The following is a 20,031-nucleotide window of genomic DNA, read 5'->3' as shown; positions in this document are numbered from 1 at the left end:
CGAGAAGGGCCCCCGACGCGGAGCGCGGACGTGATCGTCCACACTCCACATCGGGGGCCGTCCTCGACACCGTGTCACGCTCGACGGATGGTCGGAGCGTTCGACGGTGTGTCGGTGTCTCAGCCCTCGTCGGTCGCGACGGCGCCAGCCTCGGCACCCTCGGGACGGCGACGGGTACGGCGACGACGGCGGCGCGGCGCGCGCTCACCATCGGCGTCGCCCTCGACCGCGGGGCCGTCGGTGGGCGCCGCGGCGGTCGCGACGGCGGTCGGCTCGACGAAGGTCGCGGCCGTGGCCGTGGTGGTGGCCGTGGTCGCGGTCGCCACGGCCTCGTCACCCTCGCCGTTCACACGACGACGGCGACGCGAGCCCGGCGCCCGACGGCGGCTCGGCTCGGCGTCCTCGCTGTCGGCCGCGGCCGGACCGGAGGAAGCCGGGCCGGAGGCGGCGGGGCCGCTCCTGCTCCGGCCGCCCGGGCCCTTGCGGCCCGAGTTGCCGCGGCTGTTCTTGCCGGTCTCGCCCAGATCCTCGACGTCCTCCGCGCCCAGGCCCGCACGGGTGCGGTCGGCGCGCGGCAGGACACTGCCGACGGTCGTGGGGATGTCGAGGTCGGTGAACAGGTGCGGCGACGTCGAGTAGGTCTCGACCGGGTCGGCGAAGCCCAGGTCCAGAGCCTTGTTGATCAGGCTCCAGCGCGGGATGTCCTCCCAGTCGACCAGCGTCACGGCGGTGCCGGAGGCACCCGCGCGGCCGGTCCGACCGATGCGGTGCAGGTAGGTCTTCTCGTCGTCGGGGCACTGGTAGTTCACCACGTGGGTGACACCCTCGACGTCGATGCCGCGAGCCGCGACGTCGGTCGCCACGAGCACGTCGACCTTGCCGTTGCGGAACGCGCGCAGCGCCTGCTCGCGGGCGCCCTGGCCGAGGTCGCCGTGCACGGCGGCGGAGGCGAAACCGCGCTCGGCCAGGCCCTGGGCCAGGTCGGCGGCGGTGCGCTTGGTCCGGCAGAACACCATGACCAGGCCGCGCCCGTTGGCCTGGAGCACGCGGGCCATCAGCTCGGGCTTGTCCAGGCCGTGCGCGCGGTAGACGCGCTGCTGGACCGACTTGACGGTCGCGCCCAGGTCGTCCGGCTCGGACGCGCGGATGTGCGTGGGGCGGCTCATGTAGCGGCGCGCGAGGGTGATGATCTGGCCCGGCATGGTCGCCGAGAACAGCATCGTCTGGCGCCGCGCGGGAAGGCGCTCGACGATCTTCTCGACGTCGGGCAGGAAGCCCAGGTCGAGCATCTCGTCGGCCTCGTCCAGGACCAGCATCTTGACCTCGGACAGGTTCACGTGACCCTGTCCGACCAGGTCGAGCAGTCGCCCGGGGGTGCCGACGACGACGTCGACGCCCTTCTTGAGGGTGTCGATCTGCGGCTCGTACGCCCGGCCGCCGTACACCGCGAGCACACGCACGTTGCGCAGCTTGCCCGCGGCCTGAAGGTCGTTGGTGACCTGTACGCACAGCTCGCGCGTGGGAACCACGACGAGCGCCTGCGGCATGCGGCCGGGGACGGTGCCGGCGGGCGCGCGCCCGGCCTCGATGTCCGCCGCGACGGTGATGCGCTGCAGGAGGGGGATGCCGAAGCCGAGGGTCTTGCCCGTACCGGTCTTGGCCTGGCCGATCACGTCATTGCCGGACAGGGCGACCGGAAGGGTCATCTCCTGGACGGGGAAGGCCTCGATGATGCCGAGGGCTTCAAGGGCTTCGGCGGTCTCCGAAAGTACTCCGAGTTCGCGAAAAGTTGTCAGGGGTCCAGCCTCTTCTGTGTGTTTGGGGGCCTTCAGTACCGAAAGCGGGTCGAGACCGTGGCGCCCATGGGGACTGCGGGGCGCTGCACGGGACCTCTCGCCTTCGGGCGGCCACCCGAGCGGGTCGGTCGGAGCCAGTCGTCCTCCGACCGGGCATCCGCGTTCACTACCACTGTACCCGCCGGCGTGCGGCCGGTGGGGTGATGCTCATTACTGCTTGTCCGGAGATGGGCGACTCCGCCCGGACCTGGAGCCCCCGTGAGCACGGAGCGCTCACTACGCTGCGTACTTGTGAACGCGGTGCCGGCGGAACGAGCGAAGGGGTGGGCATGAGCGAAGGTACGCAGCCGACGGGGGAGATGCGGGCCGCCGTCATCGAACTGCTCGGGGTGCTCGCGTACGGCGAGATCACCGCCTTCGAGCGACTCGCCGAGGACGCGAAGATGGCCCCGACCGTGGACGACAAGGCCGCGCTCGCGGCGATGGCCGTGGCCGAGTTCCAGCATTACACGCTGCTGCGGGACCGCATCACGGCGCTCGGTGCGGATCCGGCCGCGGCGATGGACCCCTTCATCGCGCCGCTGGACGAGTTCCATGTGCACACCGCGCCCGCCGACTGGCTGGAGGGCCTGGTCAAGGCGTACGTCGGGGACGGCATCGCGGCCGACTTCTACCGTGAGGTCGCCGCGCACCTGGACGAGGTCAGCCGGGACCTGATCGTGGAGGTCCAGCGCGACACCGGGCACTCGGCCTTCGTGGTCGACGCGGTTCGCTCCGCGATCGAGCGGGATCCCAAGGTGGCGGGGCGGCTCGCGTTGTGGGGGCGGCGGCTGATGGGCGAGGCGCTCAGTCAGGCGCAGCGGGTTGCGGCGGAGCGTGATGTGTTGTCCACGATGCTTATCGGCGGGGGCGCCGGGCCGGGGTTTGATCTGGCCGAGATCGGGCGGATGTTCAACCGGATCACCGAGGCGCATCAGTCGCGGATGGCTGCGCTTGGACTCGCGTCCTGAGCCGGGTGGGGTGTCCTCAGGCCCCGGACGGGCTGGTTTGTCCTCAAGCGCCGGACGGGCTGGATGGGAGCCGCCGTCGGGGCTGAAAAGCTTGTCCTCAAACGCCGGACGGGCTTGAGAGTGTGCGTTGGGCGGGTTTGAAGGCGAGTGTTGGGTGGGCTTGGTGGGTGGGGTCCTGGTTTGGGGTTCGGTTGGGAATGCCGAAGGCGGGTGGGTCCCGGTTGGGGCCCACCCGCCTTCGGTTGGCTCGGGTCAGTTGGTGTTGGCGCCGAAGCCGACCTTGCGGGCCGAGGGCTCGCCGATCTCGACGTAGGCGAGACGGTCGGCGGGCACGATCACCCGGCGGCCCTTCTCGTCCGTCAGGGACAGCAGCGGAGTAGCGCCCGACAGTGCGTCGGCGATGGCCCGCTCGACGTCCTCCGGGTTCTCCGTGCTCTCCAGCACCAGTTCCCGCCCGGCGTGCTGTACGCCGATCTTGATCTCCACGGCTGTCCCTCCGGCCTTGAAATTCTGGAGATCGGCGCCGCGACAACCGCGGGCCGTACCTACCCCAGCAGGCTAGTCGAGAGCCGGGGTCACCGAACGCCATGACAGGTACGCCGAACGCGAACGTCCGGCGGGAACAAGAACCTAGTGCTGCGGATCGTCCTTGCGCGGGAAGCGCGAGATGCCCCGCCACGACAGCGACGAGACCAGGAGCGACGCGGTGTCGCGCGGAATGGTCGCGCCGCGGGCGATCCAATAGCGCGCGGTGACCTGCGCCATGCCGGTGAGGCCGATCGCGAGGAGCATCGACTCCTCCTGGCCGAGGCCGGTGTCCTCGGCGATGATCTTGCTGACCGCCTCGGCGCACATCTCGCTCACCCGCTCCACGCGCTCGCGCACGGCCGCCTCGTTGGTGAGGTCGGACTCGAAGACGAGGCGGAACGCGCCGCCGTCGTCGTCCACGAACGCGAAGTAGGCGTCGACCGTCGCGGCCACGCGGAACTTGTTGTCGTGCGTCGACTCCAGCGCGCGCTGCACGGCCGCGAACAGCGACTCGCAGTGCTGGTCGAGCAAGGCGAGATAGAGCTCCAACTTCCCGGGGAAGTGTTGGTACAGCACGGGCTTGCTGACGCCGGCGCATTCGGCGATGTCGTCCATCGCGGCCGCGTGGTAGCCCTGCTTGACGAAGACTTCCTGGGCGGCGCCGAGGAGTTGCGTCCTGCGCGCGAGCCGGGGCAGCCGGGTACCGCGAGGACGGGGATCCGCATCCTGGATGGCTGTCACGGGGCTCCTCAAGGTGTCGCTCAACGTGTCGCGGGCACCGGAAGGTTCGGTGGTCCGGCGGGTCTCTCCACCACGTCATCCTACTTTCGGGTAACCCAGTGCGTAAGTTTCGTGGCGCAACGAAACAGGATCCCGCCTGTTCCGGAGCCTCCGCAAGGGGGCGCGTGAGGCGCGCCGGGGCGGTCCTGTGAGCCTCTCAGCGGTAATCCTCCTCCCCTGGGCGAGCCACCACGCGGCGCTGCTCGGTGGCGTCCGCGGGATCCACGCCGTCGGGCACGGATTCCCACATGGCGTCCCCGTCGGGGTCGTCGTCGACCACGGGCGTGTGCTGCTCGACCGCGTCGGTGACAGGGATCTCGGGGTCCTCGATCGTGTCGTCGCTCACTTCGGCGTCACCGACCGTGACGTCGTCGAACTCGGGGGTGTCGTCGATCCGCTTCATGGGGCCTCCCTGCCCGCGTGGCCCGCCGCCATGCGGCGATCCCGCCAAGTCCATGATCCGCCTCGATCGCGTTGCCGAACATTCGGTATCGATGTCGAAACGTGATGTGCGGAGCGTTTAGAGTGACGTCATGAACCAGGGCATAAGAGTCGAGACCACCCGGCTCGACGAAGCCGGTCGAGGCATCCGCCCTTCCGTCTCAGTGATCAGCTCGTAATATTGCCGACCGTGACGACCATCAGCCCCGCAAGCGACGCCGACGCTACGCCTTGGCCTGCGCGTACGGTCGAAGTCGCCACCGACACCCACATCGTGGTGCGCAGGGACGCCGAAGGCGACCCCGATCTGCCGCCCGCGATGATGATCCACGGCCTCGGTGGCTCCTCTTCGAACTGGACGGAACTGGCCGCGGAACTGCGACCGGATCTCTCCGTGGAGATGGTCGACCTGCCCGGATTCGGCTACTCGCCGCCACCGCGCAACGGCGACTACTCGATCTCGGCGCACTGCCGCGTGGTCGAGGGCGTGATCCTGTCGATGCGTCGCGGTCCGGTGCACCTGTTCGGCAATTCGATGGGCGGCGGTATCGCCACCCGGCTCGCGGCCCGGCGGCCGGACCTGGTCCGGTCGCTGACCCTGGTCTCGCCCGCGCTGCCCGACCTGAGGCCGCGCCCGTCGGTGCTGCCGACCGCGTTGCTCGGGGTGCCCGGAGTGGGGCGCGCGCTGCTGCGGCTGAGTCGCAACATGACGCCCGAGCAGCGCACCCGGATGTCGATCGCGGTGATGTACGGCGACCCGGACTCGATCGGTGAGAAGGCCTTCACCGACGCCGCGAACGAATACCGTCGCAGGCTCCAACTGCCGTACATGATGGACGCGTTCGCGCACTCGACCCGCGCGGTCATCGGCTCCTACGTCGAGCGCGGCGAGCACGCGTTGTGGCGGCAGGCCGCCGACGTGCGGGCACCCACGCTGCTCGTGTACGGGCGTCGCGACAAGCTCGTCGATCCGCGGATGGCCAAGCGGGCGACCGAGACCTTCCCGGACGCGCGACTGTTGGTCGTGCCCGATTCCGGACACGTGGCCATGCTCGAACACCCCCGCGTGGTGGCCCGGGGATTCCGCGAACTTCTCGACGGGGCCCTATCGCCGTCGAACGTGGTGGGGTGAAGACAGAACTCATGGGACGTCACTCGGGATCGCATACCGGCGTGCAGTACGGCACGGACGGGCTGCCGGAGGAGGGCCCGTCCGGCGCCTACGCGTCGGTGCCGCAGCAGGTCGCCTACGGCCAGGCCCAGGACGGCGGGTACGGCGGCGGATACGGCGGGGAGTGGACCGGCGCCGACACGTCGTACGGCCTCACCGGGTATCCGGAGCAGGACACCGGCCATCACGCCTATCCCACGGACACCGGCTACGTGGACGCCGGCTACGGCGGGTACGCGACGCAGCAGCACACCGGCACCCAGACGTACGTGGACCCGCAGCAGGGCTGGGAGCACCCCGCGCCGGAGGCGTCGTCCGGGATGTGGGTGGTGCCCGGGACGATGCCCGGCGAGCCCGCGCACTGGGACGACCCGCTGGAGCCCTACGGCGCGCAGAACGGCTTCGCCGGCTACGCCGCGGACGGCTACTCCACGGACACCCGCGTGCCGGACACGTTCGTCCCGGACACCTACGCGCCGGACAGCTACGTCCCGGACGCCTACGGCACCGCCGGCCACGCCGCCGTGGGCTACCCGAGCGATTCGTACGACCCCTACGCCGCGGACGCCTACGCGAGCGGCGTGCACGCGATCGTCGAGGCGCCCGCCGCGCCGATGTACGACACCACCACGTTCGAACCGCAGAGCTTCGTCGGCTACGGCTACGACACCTCGGGCGCCTACCCGATCGTGGCGCCGGCCGAGGACCCGCTGGTCGACGCGTTGTACGACCCGCCCACCGAGCACGTGCCGGACGACGGGCCGGGCATCGGGCAGTACGCGATGGAACCCGAGCCGTGGGTCGTACCGGTCTCCGACGTGGAACTGGAGCAGCTCTCCTTCGCGGGCGAACCGACGGACGACTACGAGGAGTTCGAGAGCGCGGCGGTTCCGGAGCCGGAGCAGGCGTTCGGGTTCGAACCCGACGCGGACCGCCTCGGCCCGCCGCAGGGCCGGGCGAACACGCGCCGGGCGAACCGGCCCCCGCCGCGCAAGGGGCGACGCACGCTCGTCGCCGCGGGCGGGGTCGTGGTGACCGGCGCGGTGCTCGCGGGCGCGGTCGTGTTGCAGATGCCCGAGGACAACTCGTCGAGCCAGGCGGCCGGCGACGACCAGGCCGCGGCCGGCGACCGCGTGCAGCGCACCGACCAGCCCTCCGCGTCGCGCGACCACGAGCGCGAGGCGGTCCAGCAGCCCGGCGGGGCCTCCTCGGTCCCGATGCCGACGCCGAACTCGCCGACCACCACCGACCAGCTGACGCTGCGTTTCCCGCTCGACCCGAAGCTGGGGCTCAGCGGCGACTTCACCACCGTGCCCGGCAAGCAGGCCGCGGCCGGCGCCGGCAAGAAGTACACCTACGCGGTCGAGATCGAGAACGGGCTCCAGCTCGACGGCGAGCTGTTCGCCACCACGGTCCAGAAGACGCTGAACGACCCGCGCAGCTGGGCGAGCGACGGCCTGACCTTCGAGCGGACCGACACCACCAAGGCCGACTTCGTGGTGCGGCTGGCCAGCCCCGGAACGGTGCACAAGATCTGCAGCCCGATCGTGGGCGACACGAGCGCCGACAACGTCTCGTGCGACGCGTACGGCCAGAAGTGGGTGATGATCAACGCCTGGCGCTGGGCCCAGGGCTCGACCGCCTACGGCGACGACATCGTCGGCTACCGGCAGATGCTGATCAACCACGAGGTCGGACACCGGATCGGGCACCGGCACGAGACCGCGTGCGGCGCGGGGAGCATCGGCTCCGATCTCGCGCCCGTGATGATGCAGCAGACCAAGACGCGTGTGGCGAGCACGGGCGCGATGAAGGGCGAGGAGTGCGTGGCCAACCCCTGGCCCCACCCCCGGAACAAGGCGAGCTGAGACCCGCCCCGGATCCCGTCCGGGGCGCGTCCCGCACACTCCTGTAGGGCCCGCCCCCGCGCTCGGGCGCGGCGGGGCGCCGGCACGTCTCACGCACCGGACCCCATGTCCGGGAATCGGGACGGGCGTGGCACTGTTGCCATAGGAAAACAGCCGAGATTAGACAGTCCGACCATCGGAGTTTCCGTGTCGCAGCTACCACCTCTGGTCGAGCCGGCCGCCGAGCTGACCGTCGACGAGGTCCGTCGTTACTCGCGCCACCTGATCATCCCCGACGTCGGGATGGACGGGCAGAAGCGCCTGAAGAACGCCAAGGTGCTCTGTGTGGGCGCCGGTGGCCTCGGCTCGCCGGCGTTGATGTACCTCGCCGCGGCGGGCGTGGGCACGCTCGGCATCGTCGAGTTCGACACCGTCGACGAGTCCAACCTGCAGCGCCAGATCATCCACGGCCAGAGCGACATCGGGCGCTCCAAGGCGGAGTCGGCCCGGGACTCGGTCAAGGAGATCAACCCGTACACCGAGGTCGTCCTGCACGAAGAGCGGCTCGAAGCCGACAACGTGATGGAGATCTTCGCGCAGTACGACCTGATCGTCGACGGCACGGACAACTTCGCGACCCGCTACCTGGTGAACGACGCCTGCGTGCTGCTGAACAAGCCGTACGTGTGGGGCTCGATCTACCGCTTCGACGGCCAGGCGAGCGTGTTCTGGTCCGAGCACGGGCCGTGCTACCGCTGCCTCTACCCGGAGCCCCCGCCCCCCGGGATGGTCCCCTCGTGTGCCGAGGGCGGCGTGCTCGGCGTGCTGTGCGCGTCGATCGGGTCGATCCAGGTCAACGAGGCGATCAAGCTGCTCATGGGCATCGGCGAGCCGCTGGTCGGCCGGCTGATGATCTACGACGCGCTCGAGATGACCTACCGCACGGTCAAGGTCCGCAAGGACCCCGAGTGCGCGGTCTGCGGCAAGAACCCGACCGTCACCGAGCTGATCGACTACGAGGCGTTCTGCGGCGTCGTGTCCGAGGAGGCCCAGGAGGCCGCGCTCGGATCGACCATCACGCCCCGTCAGCTCAAGGAATGGCTCGACGCCGGCGAGAACATCGACCTGATCGACGTTCGCGAGCCGGGCGAGTACGAGATCGTCAAGATCCCGGGCTCGCGGCTGATCCCCAAGAACGAGTTCCTGATGGGCCGCGCCCTGGAGGAGCTCCCGCAGGACAAGCGGATCGTGCTCAACTGCAAGAGCGGCGTCCGCTCCGCCGAGGTGCTGGCCGTGCTCAAGTCCGCGGGCTTCGCCGACGCGGTCCACCTGGGCGGCGGCGTGATCGGTTGGGTCAACCAGATCGAGCCGGAGAAGCCCGTCTACTAGATCCACCGGACGGGTCGCCGGATCGGTGACCGATGTGTGTTCGAACGCCGGAGGGGCTGGATTCAGCCCCTCCGGCGTTCGCGTGCGCGGGGTCAGATCGCCTGTTTGCGCTGGAGGTGCGTGAACGCGAGCCAGCCCGGCAGGACCGGGAGCCAGAAGGTGAGGAAGCGGTAGAGGAGCACCGCGGCGGTCGCCGTCTCGAAGGGGAGGCGGGCGGTGCTGGTCAGGCCCGCGATCAGGGCCGCCTCGACCGCGCCGATGCCGCCCGGGGTCGGCGCCGCCGAACCGATCGCGTTGCCCGCGAGGAAGACCACCGCGATCGCGGCGAAGTTGGCCGAGCCGCCGAAGGCCCGCACGCTCGCGTCCAGGCACAGGATGAAGGACAGCGTCAGCAGTACGGTGCCGCCCAGTCCCGCCGCGAGCTTGGTGGGCGTCTGGAGCACGTCGAGCAGGCGCGGCACGATGCCCGAGAACAGCGTGCGCAACTGCTTGACGATCCAGCGCCGCAGTGGCGGTACGGCCATCACCAGCAGGCTCACCAGGGCGAGGACGAGCAGGCCCGCGATCACCGCGCCGGACGGCGCGAAGGACGGCGTCTCGGCGGTGCCGGCGATGTACCCGAAGAACGCGAGCAGGCCGACGTGGAAGACCAGGCCGCCCAGTTGCGAGACGCCGACGCTCGCGGCCGCCAGCGTCGGCGGGATGCCGGCCTTCTGCAGGTAGCGGGTGTTCAGCGCGACGCCGCTGACCGCCGGCGGCGCGACCAGCTTCACGAACGAGCCGGCCACCTGGACCATCGTGGTGCGGAACAGCGACAGCCGCTCCGGGACGAAGCCGAGCAGCATCAGCGCGGCGCACACGTAGCTGAGCGAGGAGGCGAGCAGGCCCAGCGCCGCCCAGCCCCAGTTCGCGCTCTCGAAGATCTTGCCCAGGTCCACGTGGCTGAGCTGGGAGAGCAGGAAGTAGCCCGCGAACGCGCTGGCCACCACGGTGACCAGGGTGCGGGCCCGGACCCGCTCCAGGCGGACCGGTTCGATCTCGGCCTGCGGGCGCAGCTCCAGGATCTGCTCGCGGATCCGGGAGAGCAGGTTCTTGTCCTTGCGCAGCGCCGCTCGCGTGCTGCGGCTCAGCGCGACCTTCTGCAACAGCGGCAGGCACGCGGCGACGGTGTCCGCGCCGAGCACCTCGGCGGCGGTGTGCACCGCGCGCTCCTCGCCGACCCGCAGCGCGATCGAGGTCAGCAGTTGCGCGGTGTCGATCCGCAGCGACAGGTCGCCGGACGCGATCTCGCCGGCCCGCAGGTCGACCAGCCACGGCTCGCCGGTGCCGTCCACCAGGATGCTCTCCGCGACCAGCCTGCGGTGCGTGAGCCGGTGCGCCTGGAGCAGGCCCAGGAGCTCCCACACCCGGGCCAGCAGTTCGTCGGTGAGCTCCTCGTCGTCGAGCGCCTCCATGGTGCGCCCGGGCACGTGCGCGTAGGCGAGCAGCGCGGCGTCGGGGCCGACCTCGGTGGTGGCGACCAGGCGGGGCGCGCGGACGCCCGCGTCGGCGCACGCGTACGCCATCAGCGATTCCTGTTCGAGCGCCCGGCGGGTGGACAGCACGGTGCGGCGCTGGGTGACCCCGCGCAGCACCATCCGTCGGTAGAAGCGGTAGATCGCGCCGGACGTCTGCTGGTCGCGGTCGAGCACGGTCACGTCGAGCAGGCGCTCGTCGGCGAGCCGGACCGCGTAGCGGCGGGTCTCCTCCGGGCCGTCGTCGGTGCGCACGCACGACAGCGCGACCAGGCCGAAGCGACGCAGCGCGGCGACCACCGACTCGGCCGGCGGCCGGGTGTTGGGCAGGCCGACCGCGTACAGCGTCGCGTAGGCGATGGTCCGGCCGAACAGCACGCTGGTCAGCAGCGCCACGGGGGTGGTGTAGCCGCCCACGAGCACGGTCGCCGCGTTCAGCAGGAGCAGCGTCCACACCACGAGCTGCCAGCGCGGCCTGCGGACCAGGCCGACCGCCGTCACATAGGCCACGATCGGCGCGAGATAGCCGTGTACGGGGTCGGTCCAGCCGGTCTGCGGCAGCGGCAGCGGTCGGGTCAGCGCGTCCCGCAGCGCCTCGGGGCCGGGCCCGGTGACCCACCAGTCGAGGCCGAGCGAGGCCAGGTAGGTCACGGCCGCGGCGATCACGCCGTCGGCGACCCGCAAGCCGTCGCGGCTGATCAGGCGTTCGATGCCGTAGGCCACCGGCACCACGAGCACCGCGACGGCGAACACGCCGCCGGAGAGGTTGAGCAGCAGGTGCGGCGTGCTGTTCTGGGCGCCGCGGACGATGTCCGACTCCAGGCCGGACGTGGTCTGGCGGGCGATACTGGCGAGGAAGAAGACCACGCCGAGCGCGATCACGCCGACCAGAACCCGGATCAAGTCGGACGATCGGTGCACGCGAAGCGGCTGTGAGGGCTCGACTACGAGGGCGCGCCCGATCCCGGGGGCACCCGTCGCGGTCGCCTCGTCATGCTCTCGTATCACCCGTCACCACCGCGTCGATGGTGCCACGAGCCGCGCCCGCGTTTGCGCCCGGCCGCGCCGAAGTGCCGCCGAAAGGGGTTCGGCGGCGTCCGACGCGTGCTTGGACCCGTTGTCCGCCCCGCTGTCCGACGACTCTGTCACCATGTGCGGATGAGTGACCCCAACCCCTTCGCCGAGCGGGTGCTCGACCTGGTCGAGCGCATTCCGCCCGGCCGCGTGATGGCCTACGGAGACGTCGCCGAGAGCCTCCAGGAAGGCGGTCCGCGGCAGGTGGGGCGGGTCATGGCGCTGTACGGCGGCGGGGTGCCGTGGTGGCGCGTGGTGCGGGCGGACGGGTCGTTGCCGTCGAGCCACGCCGTGCGGGCGCCCGCGCATTATCGGGCCGAGGGGACGCCGTTGCGATCGGGCGGCGAGCGGGTGGACATGGGCCGCGCGCGATGGGTGCCGGAGGCCGAAGACGTGCCCCCCGACCAGGCACTTCCATCGTCCCCGGGACGGGCGGGGGCGGCTCGGGGCGGATCGGCCCGGTCCGACTGACCCCCGGGTGGGGCCTGGAGCGCGCGCGATGCCGGTTGCCGCAGTGGGGATCGTGGGCGGGGCGGGTGAGCCGGGTGTGATCTGATGGGCATCGGCCGCGCCCTGCCGACCGGGGCGCGGCCACCTCACCCAGGTCGCCGCGAGCCGGGCTCGCGCGTGGCTCGGCAGGTTTGGATTCAAGGCTTTGACGGCGACCCGAAGGCACCCCCGGCCACGATGACCACCCCGACCCCGGCGTACCGCCTGCGACGCACCCCCGTGGTGCCGCCCCCGCCCGTGATCCCGGACGACTACCAGCGCGCCGTCGTCGAGCATCGGGGCGGGCCGCTGCTGGTCCTGGCCGGTCCCGGCACCGGCAAGACCACCGTGCTCGTCGAGGCGGTCGCCGACCGGGTCGCGCGCGGGACGCGGCCCGAGGAGATCCTCGTGCTGACCTTCGGCCGCAAGGCCGCGGGCGAACTGCGCGACCGGTTGACCGCGCGGCTTCGGGCCGGCGGGTCCCGGACGGGGGCGCTGCCGACCGCGACCACGTTCCACTCGTTCTGCTACGGCCTGGTGCGCGAGCATCAGCCGGCCGAGCTGTTCAGCTACCCGTTGCGCCTGTTGACCGGTCCCGAGCAGGACGTGTTCGTGCGCGAGCTGCTCGCGGGCGGGGTCGAGGAGGGCAGCCTGGTGTGGCCCGCCGAGCTGCGCGCGGCGGTCGGCACCCGGGGGTTCGCCGACGAGGTGCGCGCGGTGATCGCGCGCAGCCGCGAACTCGGCCTCGACCCGGACGCGCTCGCGCGGTTCGCCGAGGACACCGGGCGGCGCGACTGGGGGGCGGCGGCCGACTTCCTCGCCGAGTACCTCGACGTGATCGACGCGCAGGGCGTCGTGGACTACGCCGAACTCGTGCACCGCGCGGTGCTGTTGGCCGAGCGGCCGGAGACCGCGGAGATCCTGCGCGGGCGGTACAAGGCCGTGTTCGTCGACGAGTACCAGGACACCGACCCCGCGCAGGTGCGGCTGCTCGCGGCGCTGGCCGGGGACGGCCGGGACCTGATCGCGGTGGGCGACCCGGACCAGTCGATCTACGCGTTCCGCGGCGCCGACGTGAACGGCATCCTCGACTTCCCGCACCGCTTCCCGCGCGCCGACGGCGAGCCCGCCGACATCGTGGTGCTGCGCACGTCGCGCCGGGCCCCGGCCGGGCTGCTCGCCGCGTCGCGCGTGGTGACCCAGCGGATGCCGCTGAGCCGGCTGCCCGGCGACCGGGTGCGCGCGCACCGCGAGCTGATCCCGTCGGTGTCCGGCGCCGAGGACCCGAGCCGGGTCGAGGTGTACACGTACCCCACGCCCGGTGCCGAACTCGACAACGTCGCCGACATCCTGCGCCGCGCCCACCTGGAGGACGGGGTGCCGTGGGGGCAGATGGCGGTGCTCGTCCGGTCCGGGGCGCGCTCGATCCCCGGCATCCGGCGGGCCCTGTCGGCGGCCGGCGTGCCGCTGGAGATCGCGGGCGACGAACTGCCGATCGCGGCCGAGCAGGCGGTGTCGCCGCTGCTGACCGCGCTGCACGTGGCGGCGGACCCGGGCGTGCTCGACGCGGAGACCGCGCGCACGCTGCTGCAGTCCCCGCTGGGCGGGCTCGACGCGGGCGATCTGCGGTTGCTGGGGCGGGCGTTGCGGGCCGAGGAGCGGGCCGCGTCGGGCGCCTCGGTGACCAGCACGCGTCCGTCGGCCGAGCTGATTCGGGATGCGCTCGCCGAGCCCGGGCAACTGGTCGCGATAGAACAGCGGGTCGGTGGCGGGGCGTTGCGGCTCGGGCTGCTGATCGGCAAGGCGCGCGAGGTGCTCGACGGCGGCGGGAGCATCGAGGACGCGCTGTGGGAGCTGTGGCAGGGGACGCCGTGGCCGGGCCGGTTGGAGCGCTCGGTGCTGCGCGGCGGTACGGCCGGGCGCAACGCGGACCGCGATCTGGACGCGGTGGTGGCCCTGTTCGAGGTCGCCGCGCGGGCCGAGGAGCGGGCCGGCCACCGGGGCGCGCTCAACTTCCTGGCCGAGCTGAAGGCCCAGCAGATCCCCGGCGACCGGCTCGACGACAGCGCGCTGCGCGGCGAGTCGGTGCGGCTGCTGACCGCGCACCGGGCCAAGGGTCTGCAATGGCGCCTGGTCGTGGTCACCGGCGTACAGGAGGGGCTGTGGCCGGACCTGCGTCGGCGCGGCTCGCTCCTGGAGGCGGACCGGATCGGCTCGGACGGCCTGGCCGAGCCGTTGTCGCCGGGCGCGCTGCTCGCGGAGGAACGCCGGCTGTTCTACGTCGCGGTCACCCGCGCGAAGGAGCGGCTCGTGGTGACCGCGGTCGACTCCAGCTACGACGACGGCGATCAGCCGTCCCGGTTCCTGGAGGAACTGGGCGTGCCGGCCGTGGAGATCAAGGAGCGGCCGCGGCGGCCGCTGTCGACGTCGGCCCTGGTGGCCGAGTTGCGTTCGGCGGCGGTGGACCCGCTCGCGCCCGCCGTGTTGCGCCGGGCCGCCGCGCGCCGGCTTGCGGCGCTCGCGGACCTGCGCGACGACGAGGGGTACATGCTCGTGCCCGCCGCGCACCCCGACCGGTGGTGGGGATTGGTCGAGACGACCGACCCCGGCGTGCCGATCCGGGATCCGGATGCCGCGGTCAGGCTGTCCGGCAGTTCGGTGTCCAAGGTGCGCGACTGCGCGCTCAACTGGTTCCTGGGCAGCGAGGTGCACGCGGACTCGCCGCGTTCGGCGGCGCTGGGCTTCGGCAACGTCGTGCACGCGCTGGCCGACGAGGTCGGCACCGGTGCGACCGCCGCCGAGCTGCCGGTGCTGATGGACCGGCTCGACCGGGTGTGGGACGCGCTGGCGTTCGACGCGCCGTGGCAGTCCGAGCAGCAGAAGGACGAGGCGCGCACCGCCCTGGAGCGGTTCCTGTCCTGGCACACCCACGAGCGGCACCGGGTGGTCGCGGCCACCGAGCACGCCTTCGAGGTCGAACTCACCGCGGGCGAGTACAAGGTGGTGATCCGCGGCTCGATGGACCGGGTCGAGCGCGGCGACGACGGCCTCGCCTACGTCGTGGACTTCAAGACCGGGCGGAAGCCGCCGACCAGGACCGAGATCGAGGAGCACCCGCAACTCGCGGTGTACCAGGTCGCGGTCGCCAACGGGGCGCTCGACGCGTTGCCCGGGTTCGAGGGCGGCCGGCCGGACTCCGGCGGCGCCGAGCTGATCCAGTTGCGGTCGGCGGACAAGGGCGACGTCGAGCAGCCCCTGGTGCTGGCCCAGGACCCGCCGCTGCCGGGCCCCGACGGCGGGACGTGGGTGGGCGGACTGCTCGCCGACGTGGCCGGCCGGATCCTCGGCGAGCGGTTCACCCCCTCCACGGGGTCGCACTGCGACCGGTGCGACTTCCGCAGGTGCTGCAGCGCCCGCCCGGAGGGGCGGATGACCGTCGACTGACGGTCGACCCGGGCAGGTCGACTGACGGTCGACCCGGGCACCCGGGGCCGAGTCTCTCCGGTGGCCGAACGCGACCGACCGAGCGCGGGTGGTTGATGATGATCGGTTGAAAAGCGACCAAAAAGGGGCGGCCTCGGCGCGGTTTTTGCCATAGCCATACTCAAGGGCCACAGCTTTTCAGTCCCCTTGTGCAAGGAGCCACATGCGCGTCACACGCATGGCCATCGCCGTTTCCACCGCCGCGCTCGCCGTGGCCGGCCTGACCGCGTGCGGAGGCGACTCCGAGGAGAAGTCCAACGCGGGCACCGACGCCAAGGTCCTGGCCGACGAGGCGCTCGCGCTGCTCAAGGGCGTCGACGCCTACAAGATGGTCGGCGGCGGCAAGAGCGAAGAGATGACCATGGATTGGGACATCTGCATCAAGGGCTCGGACCTCACCGGCAGCATGAAGATGGACGGTTCGCCGGTCGAGATGATCAAGATCGGCAAGGACCTCTTCATGAAGGCCGACGCCGCCTTCTGGGCCAAGACCATGGGTGGCGAGGTCGAGGAGGCGTCCACGAAGGACGCGGCCCTGAAGCTGATGGACGGCAAGTACGTCAAGACCCCCGCGGACGACGGCTTCGGCGACCCGACCGACTTCTTCGACGGGTCGACCGACGGGGTCGTCAAGGGCGAGGTCGTCACGATCGACGGCATGAAGCTGATCCCGCTCAGCAAGAAGCAGAAGGACGAAGAGGACACCACGACCCTCTACGTCGCGGAGAAGGGCAAGCCCTACCCGATCCTGGTCAAGGTCGAGGGCGGCACCACGCTGAACCTGAAGATCACCAAGGGCAAGACCAAGTGCGCGCCGACCGCGCCGCCCGCCGACCAGGTGGTCGACCAGGGCGCGCTCGAGAAGTTGGACGGCTGACCGGCGGTCCCACCGCACCGGGAAACCCTCGGCCCCGCTCGGCGACCTGTCCTGTCGCCGGGCGGGGCTAGTCTTCCTCCGGTGCACGCCGTACTGACCGACCCGGACGACCTGTGTCGTCTGCTGGGGATCCCCTTCACACCGGAGCAGCTCGACGCCGTGCTCGCGCCCCTGGCACCGGGCGTCATCGTTGCCGGCGCCGGATCCGGAAAGACCACCGTGATGACCGCGCGCGTGGTGTGGCTCGTGGGGACCGGACAGGTACGCCCCGACCAGGTGCTCGGTCTCACCTTCACGAACAAGGCCGCCGGCGAGCTGGCGCAGCGCGTGCGCAAGGCGATCGGGCAGCTGCGCGGCGGCGAGATCCCGGCCGACGAGGACGCCGGCGAGCCCACGGTGTCGACCTACCACGCGTTCGCCGGCCGGCTGCTCCAGGAGCACGGCCTGCGGATCGGCCTGGAACCGTCGGCGCGCCTGCTCGCCGACGCCACCCGCTACCAGCTCGCCGCGCGGGCCGCCCGCACCGCCCGCGGCCCGTTCCGCACACTGACCGGTCGACTGCCCGACGTGGTCGCCGAGGTGCTGCACCTGGGCGGCGAGCTGGCCGAGCACCTCGTGCCGATCGAACGCCTGCGGGCCTGGGACGAGGCGTTCGTCGCCGACGTCGAGGCCGCCCCGAAGCCCTCCGCCGGCGCGCGCAAGGCCGCCGACGCGGCCCGGCACCGGCTCGACCTCGCGCGCCTGGTCGAGGCGTACGCCAAGGCCAAGAGCGGCCGCGACCTGCTCGACTTCGGCGACCAGATCGCCTACGCCGCGCGGATCGCGGGGGAGCGGCCCGAGGTCGGCGAGATCCTGCGCGACACCTACCGGGTCGTGCTCCTGGACGAGTACCAGGACACCTCCGTCGCCCAGCGCGTGCTGCTCCAGGGCCTGTTCGGGCTCGGCCACCCGGTCACCGCGGTCGGCGACCCGTGCCAGGCCATCTACGGCTGGCGCGGCGCGTCCGTGGCCAACATCCACGACTTCCCCGTGCACTTCCCGCACCGCGACGGCACCCCCGCCGACCGCTACTCGCTGTCCGAGAACCGGCGCAGCGGCGGGCGGATCCTGGCCTTCGCCAACGACCTCTCCGCGCCGCTGCGCACCCCGGAGAGCGGCGTCGAGGCGCTGCGGGCCGGGCCCGGAGCCGAGGGCGAGGGCTGGGCCGTCGCCGCGCTGCTGCCCACCCACCGCGACGAGATCGACTGGCTCGCCGACCGGATCAAGGTCGCGATCGACACCGTCCCGGACAAGAACGGCGACCCGATCACCCCCGGCGGCGTCGCCGTGCTCGCGCGCACCGCGGCGGACTTCGCCGACATCCACGCGGCCCTCGTGCTGCGCGACATCCCCGTCGAGGTGGTCGGCCTGTCCGGGCTGCTGCACCTGCCCGAGGTGGCCGACCTGGTCGCGATCTGCGAGGTGCTCGACGACCCCACCGCCAACTCCGCCCTGGTGCGGCTGCTGGCCGGGCCGCGCTGGCGGATCGGCGCGCGCGACCTGGCCCTGCTGGGTCGCCGGGCGGCCGAACTGGTCCGGGTCGAGCGGGCCGGCGACGACGACGCCGACGCGCGCCTGGAGGAGGCGGTCGCCGGGATCGACCCCACCGAGGTGGTCTCGCTGTCCGACGCGCTGGCCGACCCCGGTGAGCACCTGCCGTTCTCGGCCGAGGCCCGCCGCCGGTTCGCGCGGATGGCCACGGAGATCCGCGAGCTGCGCCGACACCTGGGCGAACCGCTGATGGACCTGCTGCACCGGGTGCTCGGCACCACCGGCCTGGAGGTCGAGTTGTCCGCGTCGCCCGGCGCGCTCGCCGCCCGCCGCCGCGAGACGCTGCACGCCTTCCTGGACATCGCGGCGGGCTTCGCGGATCTGGACGGCGACCCCTCGGTCACCGCTTTCCTGGCCTTCCTGCGCACCGCCGCCGAGCACGACAAGGGCCTGGACGGCAGCCTGCCCAACGCCGGCGACTCGGTGAAGGTGCTCACCGCGCACAAGTCCAAGGGCCTGGAATGGGAGGTCGTCGTCGTGCCGGGCCTGGTCGAGGGCGTCTTCCCGAGCGTGCGCACGCAGACCAAATGGATCACCAACGGCAAGGCGCTGCCGCACCCGCTGCGCGGCGACGCCGAGGCCCTCGCGGTGCTGCCGGACCCGACCCCCAAGGGTTTCAAGGCGTTCGACGCCGCGATGCGCGAACACCAGGTGACCGAGGAGCTGCGGCTGGGCTACGTGACCTTCACCCGGCCCAAGCAGCTGCTGATCGCGTCCGGCCACTGGTGGGGCCCCACCCAGAAGAAGCCGCGCGGCCCGTCGGAGTTCCTCACCCGCCTGCACGAGCACTGCGCGGCCGGCAACGGCAGCGTCGAGGTCTGGACGCCCGAACCCGACGAACCGGTCAACCCGCACCTGGACGCCGCCGCCGAACACGCGTGGCCGCTCCCGCTGGACGCGACCGCGCTGATCGAGCGCCGGCGCGCGGCCGACGCGGTGCTCGCCGAGCTGGCGCGGCGCGACGCCGCCCGGCGGGTCGACCACGCCGTGGAGCACCCCTCGGTGGAGGAGGCGGAAGGGGAGGCGGTCGGGCCGCAGGGGGAGCAGGTGCCGGTCGAGGTGTACGACGCCTACGTGCCCGAGGACCCGGAATGGGACGAGCCGCCGGAGGACATCCGCGACGAGGCCCCCGAACCGCCGCCGCACGACGAGCCCTCGCGCGGCAACGAGGGCGCCCGCGAGCACTCCGACCGGGTACGCGCCGAGCACCCGGTCGTCGACGGCCCCGCCCGGTTCGAGCCCGGCCCGGAGGAGGTGGCGTTGATCGAGTCGTGGGACCGCGACCTGATCCGGTTGGCCGAGGAACTGCGCCGCGGCCGGTCCGGGGTGCGCGAGGTACCGCTGCCCGCGACGCTGTCCGCGTCCCAGATGCTGCGGCTGTCGGCCGACCCCGACGGCCTCGCGCGCGAGCTGGCCCGGCCGATGCCGCGCCCGCCGGCCCCCGCGGCCCGGCGCGGCACACGCTTCCACGCGTGGGTCGAGTCGCTCTTCGGCGAACGCCCGCTGCTGGAACCCGACGACCTGCCGGGCGCGGCCGACGAGGAGATCACCGACGAGGCCGACCTGCTCGCGCTCCAGGACGCGTTCCTGCGCACGCCGTACGCGCAGCGCGCCCCGCACCGCGTCGAGGCGCCGTTCCAGCTCTTCCTCGGCGGTCGGATCGTACGCGGCCGGATCGACGCGGTCTATCGCGAGGGCGACGGCTTCGAGGTCGTGGACTGGAAGACCAACCGGGTCCAGAACGCGGACCCGCTCCAACTCGCGGTGTACCGGCTCGCGTGGGCCGAATACGCGCAGGTGCCGCTCGAACAGGTCTCGGCGGCGTTCCTGTATGTGCGCACCGGTGAACTCGTCCGGCCCAAGGGCCTTCCGGGTCGCATCGAATTGGAACAGTTGTTCACGGACGGTGATGATCCGGCCGAGGGCGGAGGTGTGTGACATCGGGGAAACCCGGGTCCGGTGAGGACGGGTCCGATGCGGCCGGATTCCGACACTCGTATGGTTTATGAGAATCGGGAGTACGGCGGACTTCGAACGGGACG

At 72.1% G+C, this 20,031-nt stretch carries 13 protein-coding genes; 8 read left to right on the top strand and 5 right to left on the bottom strand.

Annotated features, from left to right (window positions below):
- Positions 1-119: 119 nt before the first annotated feature.
- Positions 120-1,706 carry a DEAD/DEAH box helicase gene (locus tag OG928_RS12525; protein WP_406283084.1) on the bottom strand — a complete coding sequence of 529 codons (1,587 nt, stop codon included), beginning with the start codon at positions 1,704-1,706 and terminating at the stop codon, positions 120-122.
- A 419-nt stretch (positions 1,707-2,125) separates the two neighbouring features.
- On the opposite strand from OG928_RS12525, the gene OG928_RS12520 reads away from it, so the two are divergent.
- Positions 2,126-2,806, top strand: coding sequence for a ferritin-like fold-containing protein (locus tag OG928_RS12520; protein ID WP_406283082.1), 681 nt, complete (start codon positions 2,126-2,128; stop codon positions 2,804-2,806).
- A gap of 252 nt (positions 2,807-3,058) precedes the next feature.
- Here the strand turns inward: OG928_RS12520 and OG928_RS12515 are convergent, their stop codons facing one another.
- From OG928_RS12515 to OG928_RS12505, 3 genes are all read right to left on the bottom strand, one after another.
- Positions 3,059-3,292: a DUF3107 domain-containing protein gene (locus tag OG928_RS12515; RefSeq protein WP_406283080.1), complete on the bottom strand. Its 234-nt coding sequence runs from the start codon at positions 3,290-3,292 to the stop codon at positions 3,059-3,061.
- A gap of 144 nt (positions 3,293-3,436) precedes the next feature.
- Positions 3,437-4,075: a TetR/AcrR family transcriptional regulator gene (locus OG928_RS12510; protein ID WP_406283079.1), complete on the bottom strand. Its 639-nt coding sequence runs from the start codon at positions 4,073-4,075 to the stop codon at positions 3,437-3,439.
- 196 nt (positions 4,076-4,271) lie between these two features.
- Complete coding sequence (locus OG928_RS12505; protein WP_406283077.1) at positions 4,272-4,517, bottom strand: hypothetical protein; 246 nt, start codon at positions 4,515-4,517, stop codon at positions 4,272-4,274.
- Positions 4,518-4,745: 228 nt separating this feature from the next.
- Here OG928_RS12505 and OG928_RS12500 point away from each other — a divergent pair, with 228 nt between their 5' ends.
- The 3 genes from OG928_RS12500 (at position 4,746) to moeZ (ending at position 8,962) form a co-directional block, all read left to right on the top strand.
- Entirely contained in the window at positions 4,746-5,687 is a 942-nt protein-coding gene (locus tag OG928_RS12500) for an alpha/beta fold hydrolase (RefSeq protein WP_406283076.1), read from the top strand.
- A gap of 41 nt (positions 5,688-5,728) precedes the next feature.
- The gene (locus OG928_RS12495) at positions 5,729-7,594 is read left to right on the top strand and encodes a DUF3152 domain-containing protein (RefSeq protein WP_406283074.1); all 1,866 of its coding nucleotides are present in this window, start codon (positions 5,729-5,731) and stop codon (positions 7,592-7,594) included.
- 186 nt (positions 7,595-7,780) lie between these two features.
- Positions 7,781-8,962: an adenylyltransferase/sulfurtransferase MoeZ gene (gene moeZ / locus OG928_RS12490; RefSeq protein WP_406283073.1), complete on the top strand. Its 1,182-nt coding sequence runs from the start codon at positions 7,781-7,783 to the stop codon at positions 8,960-8,962.
- Between the two features lie 92 nt (positions 8,963-9,054).
- On the opposite strand, the gene OG928_RS12485 is transcribed toward moeZ, so the two are convergent.
- Entirely contained in the window at positions 9,055-11,397 is a 2,343-nt protein-coding gene (locus OG928_RS12485) for a YbhN family protein (protein ID WP_406283071.1), read from the bottom strand.
- A 237-nt stretch (positions 11,398-11,634) separates the two neighbouring features.
- Between OG928_RS12485 and OG928_RS12480 the strand changes: the two genes are divergently transcribed.
- The 4 genes from OG928_RS12480 (at position 11,635) to OG928_RS12465 (ending at position 19,927) form a co-directional block, all read left to right on the top strand.
- Positions 11,635-12,021, top strand: coding sequence for an MGMT family protein (locus OG928_RS12480; protein WP_406283069.1), 387 nt, complete (start codon positions 11,635-11,637; stop codon positions 12,019-12,021).
- Between the two features lie 216 nt (positions 12,022-12,237).
- Positions 12,238-15,483: an ATP-dependent helicase gene (locus tag OG928_RS12475; protein ID WP_406283067.1), complete on the top strand. Its 3,246-nt coding sequence runs from the start codon at positions 12,238-12,240 to the stop codon at positions 15,481-15,483.
- A 202-nt stretch (positions 15,484-15,685) separates the two neighbouring features.
- Positions 15,686-16,399 (top strand): hypothetical protein, encoded by a 714-nt coding sequence (locus OG928_RS12470; RefSeq protein ID WP_406283065.1) that lies wholly within the window; start codon positions 15,686-15,688, stop codon positions 16,397-16,399.
- Positions 16,400-16,480: 81 nt separating this feature from the next.
- Complete coding sequence (locus tag OG928_RS12465; RefSeq protein WP_406283063.1) at positions 16,481-19,927, top strand: UvrD-helicase domain-containing protein; 3,447 nt, start codon at positions 16,481-16,483, stop codon at positions 19,925-19,927.
- Positions 19,928-20,031: the final 104 nt, after the last annotated feature.

This window comes from Embleya sp. NBC_00896 (assembly GCF_045207785.1).
Taxonomy (GTDB): Bacteria; Actinomycetota; Actinomycetes; order Streptomycetales; family Streptomycetaceae; genus Embleya.
Note: the sequence above shows the minus strand (reverse complement) of the source record. Positions and strands in the feature narration are given on the sequence as shown.

Coding starts and splice junctions, on each gene's coding strand:
- OG928_RS12470 (WP_406283065.1), top strand. CDS start 15,686: ATGCGCGTCACACGCATGGCCATCGCCGTTTCCACCGCCGCGCTCGCC.
- OG928_RS12520 (WP_406283082.1), top strand. CDS start 2,126: ATGAGCGAAGGTACGCAGCCGACGGGGGAGATGCGGGCCGCCGTCATC.
- OG928_RS12505 (WP_406283077.1), bottom strand. CDS start 4,517: ATGAAGCGGATCGACGACACCCCCGAGTTCGACGACGTCACGGTCGGT.
- OG928_RS12475 (WP_406283067.1), top strand. CDS start 12,238: ATGACCACCCCGACCCCGGCGTACCGCCTGCGACGCACCCCCGTGGTG.
- OG928_RS12480 (WP_406283069.1), top strand. CDS start 11,635: ATGAGTGACCCCAACCCCTTCGCCGAGCGGGTGCTCGACCTGGTCGAG.
- OG928_RS12525 (WP_406283084.1), bottom strand. CDS start 1,706: ATGACCCTTCCGGTCGCCCTGTCCGGCAATGACGTGATCGGCCAGGCC.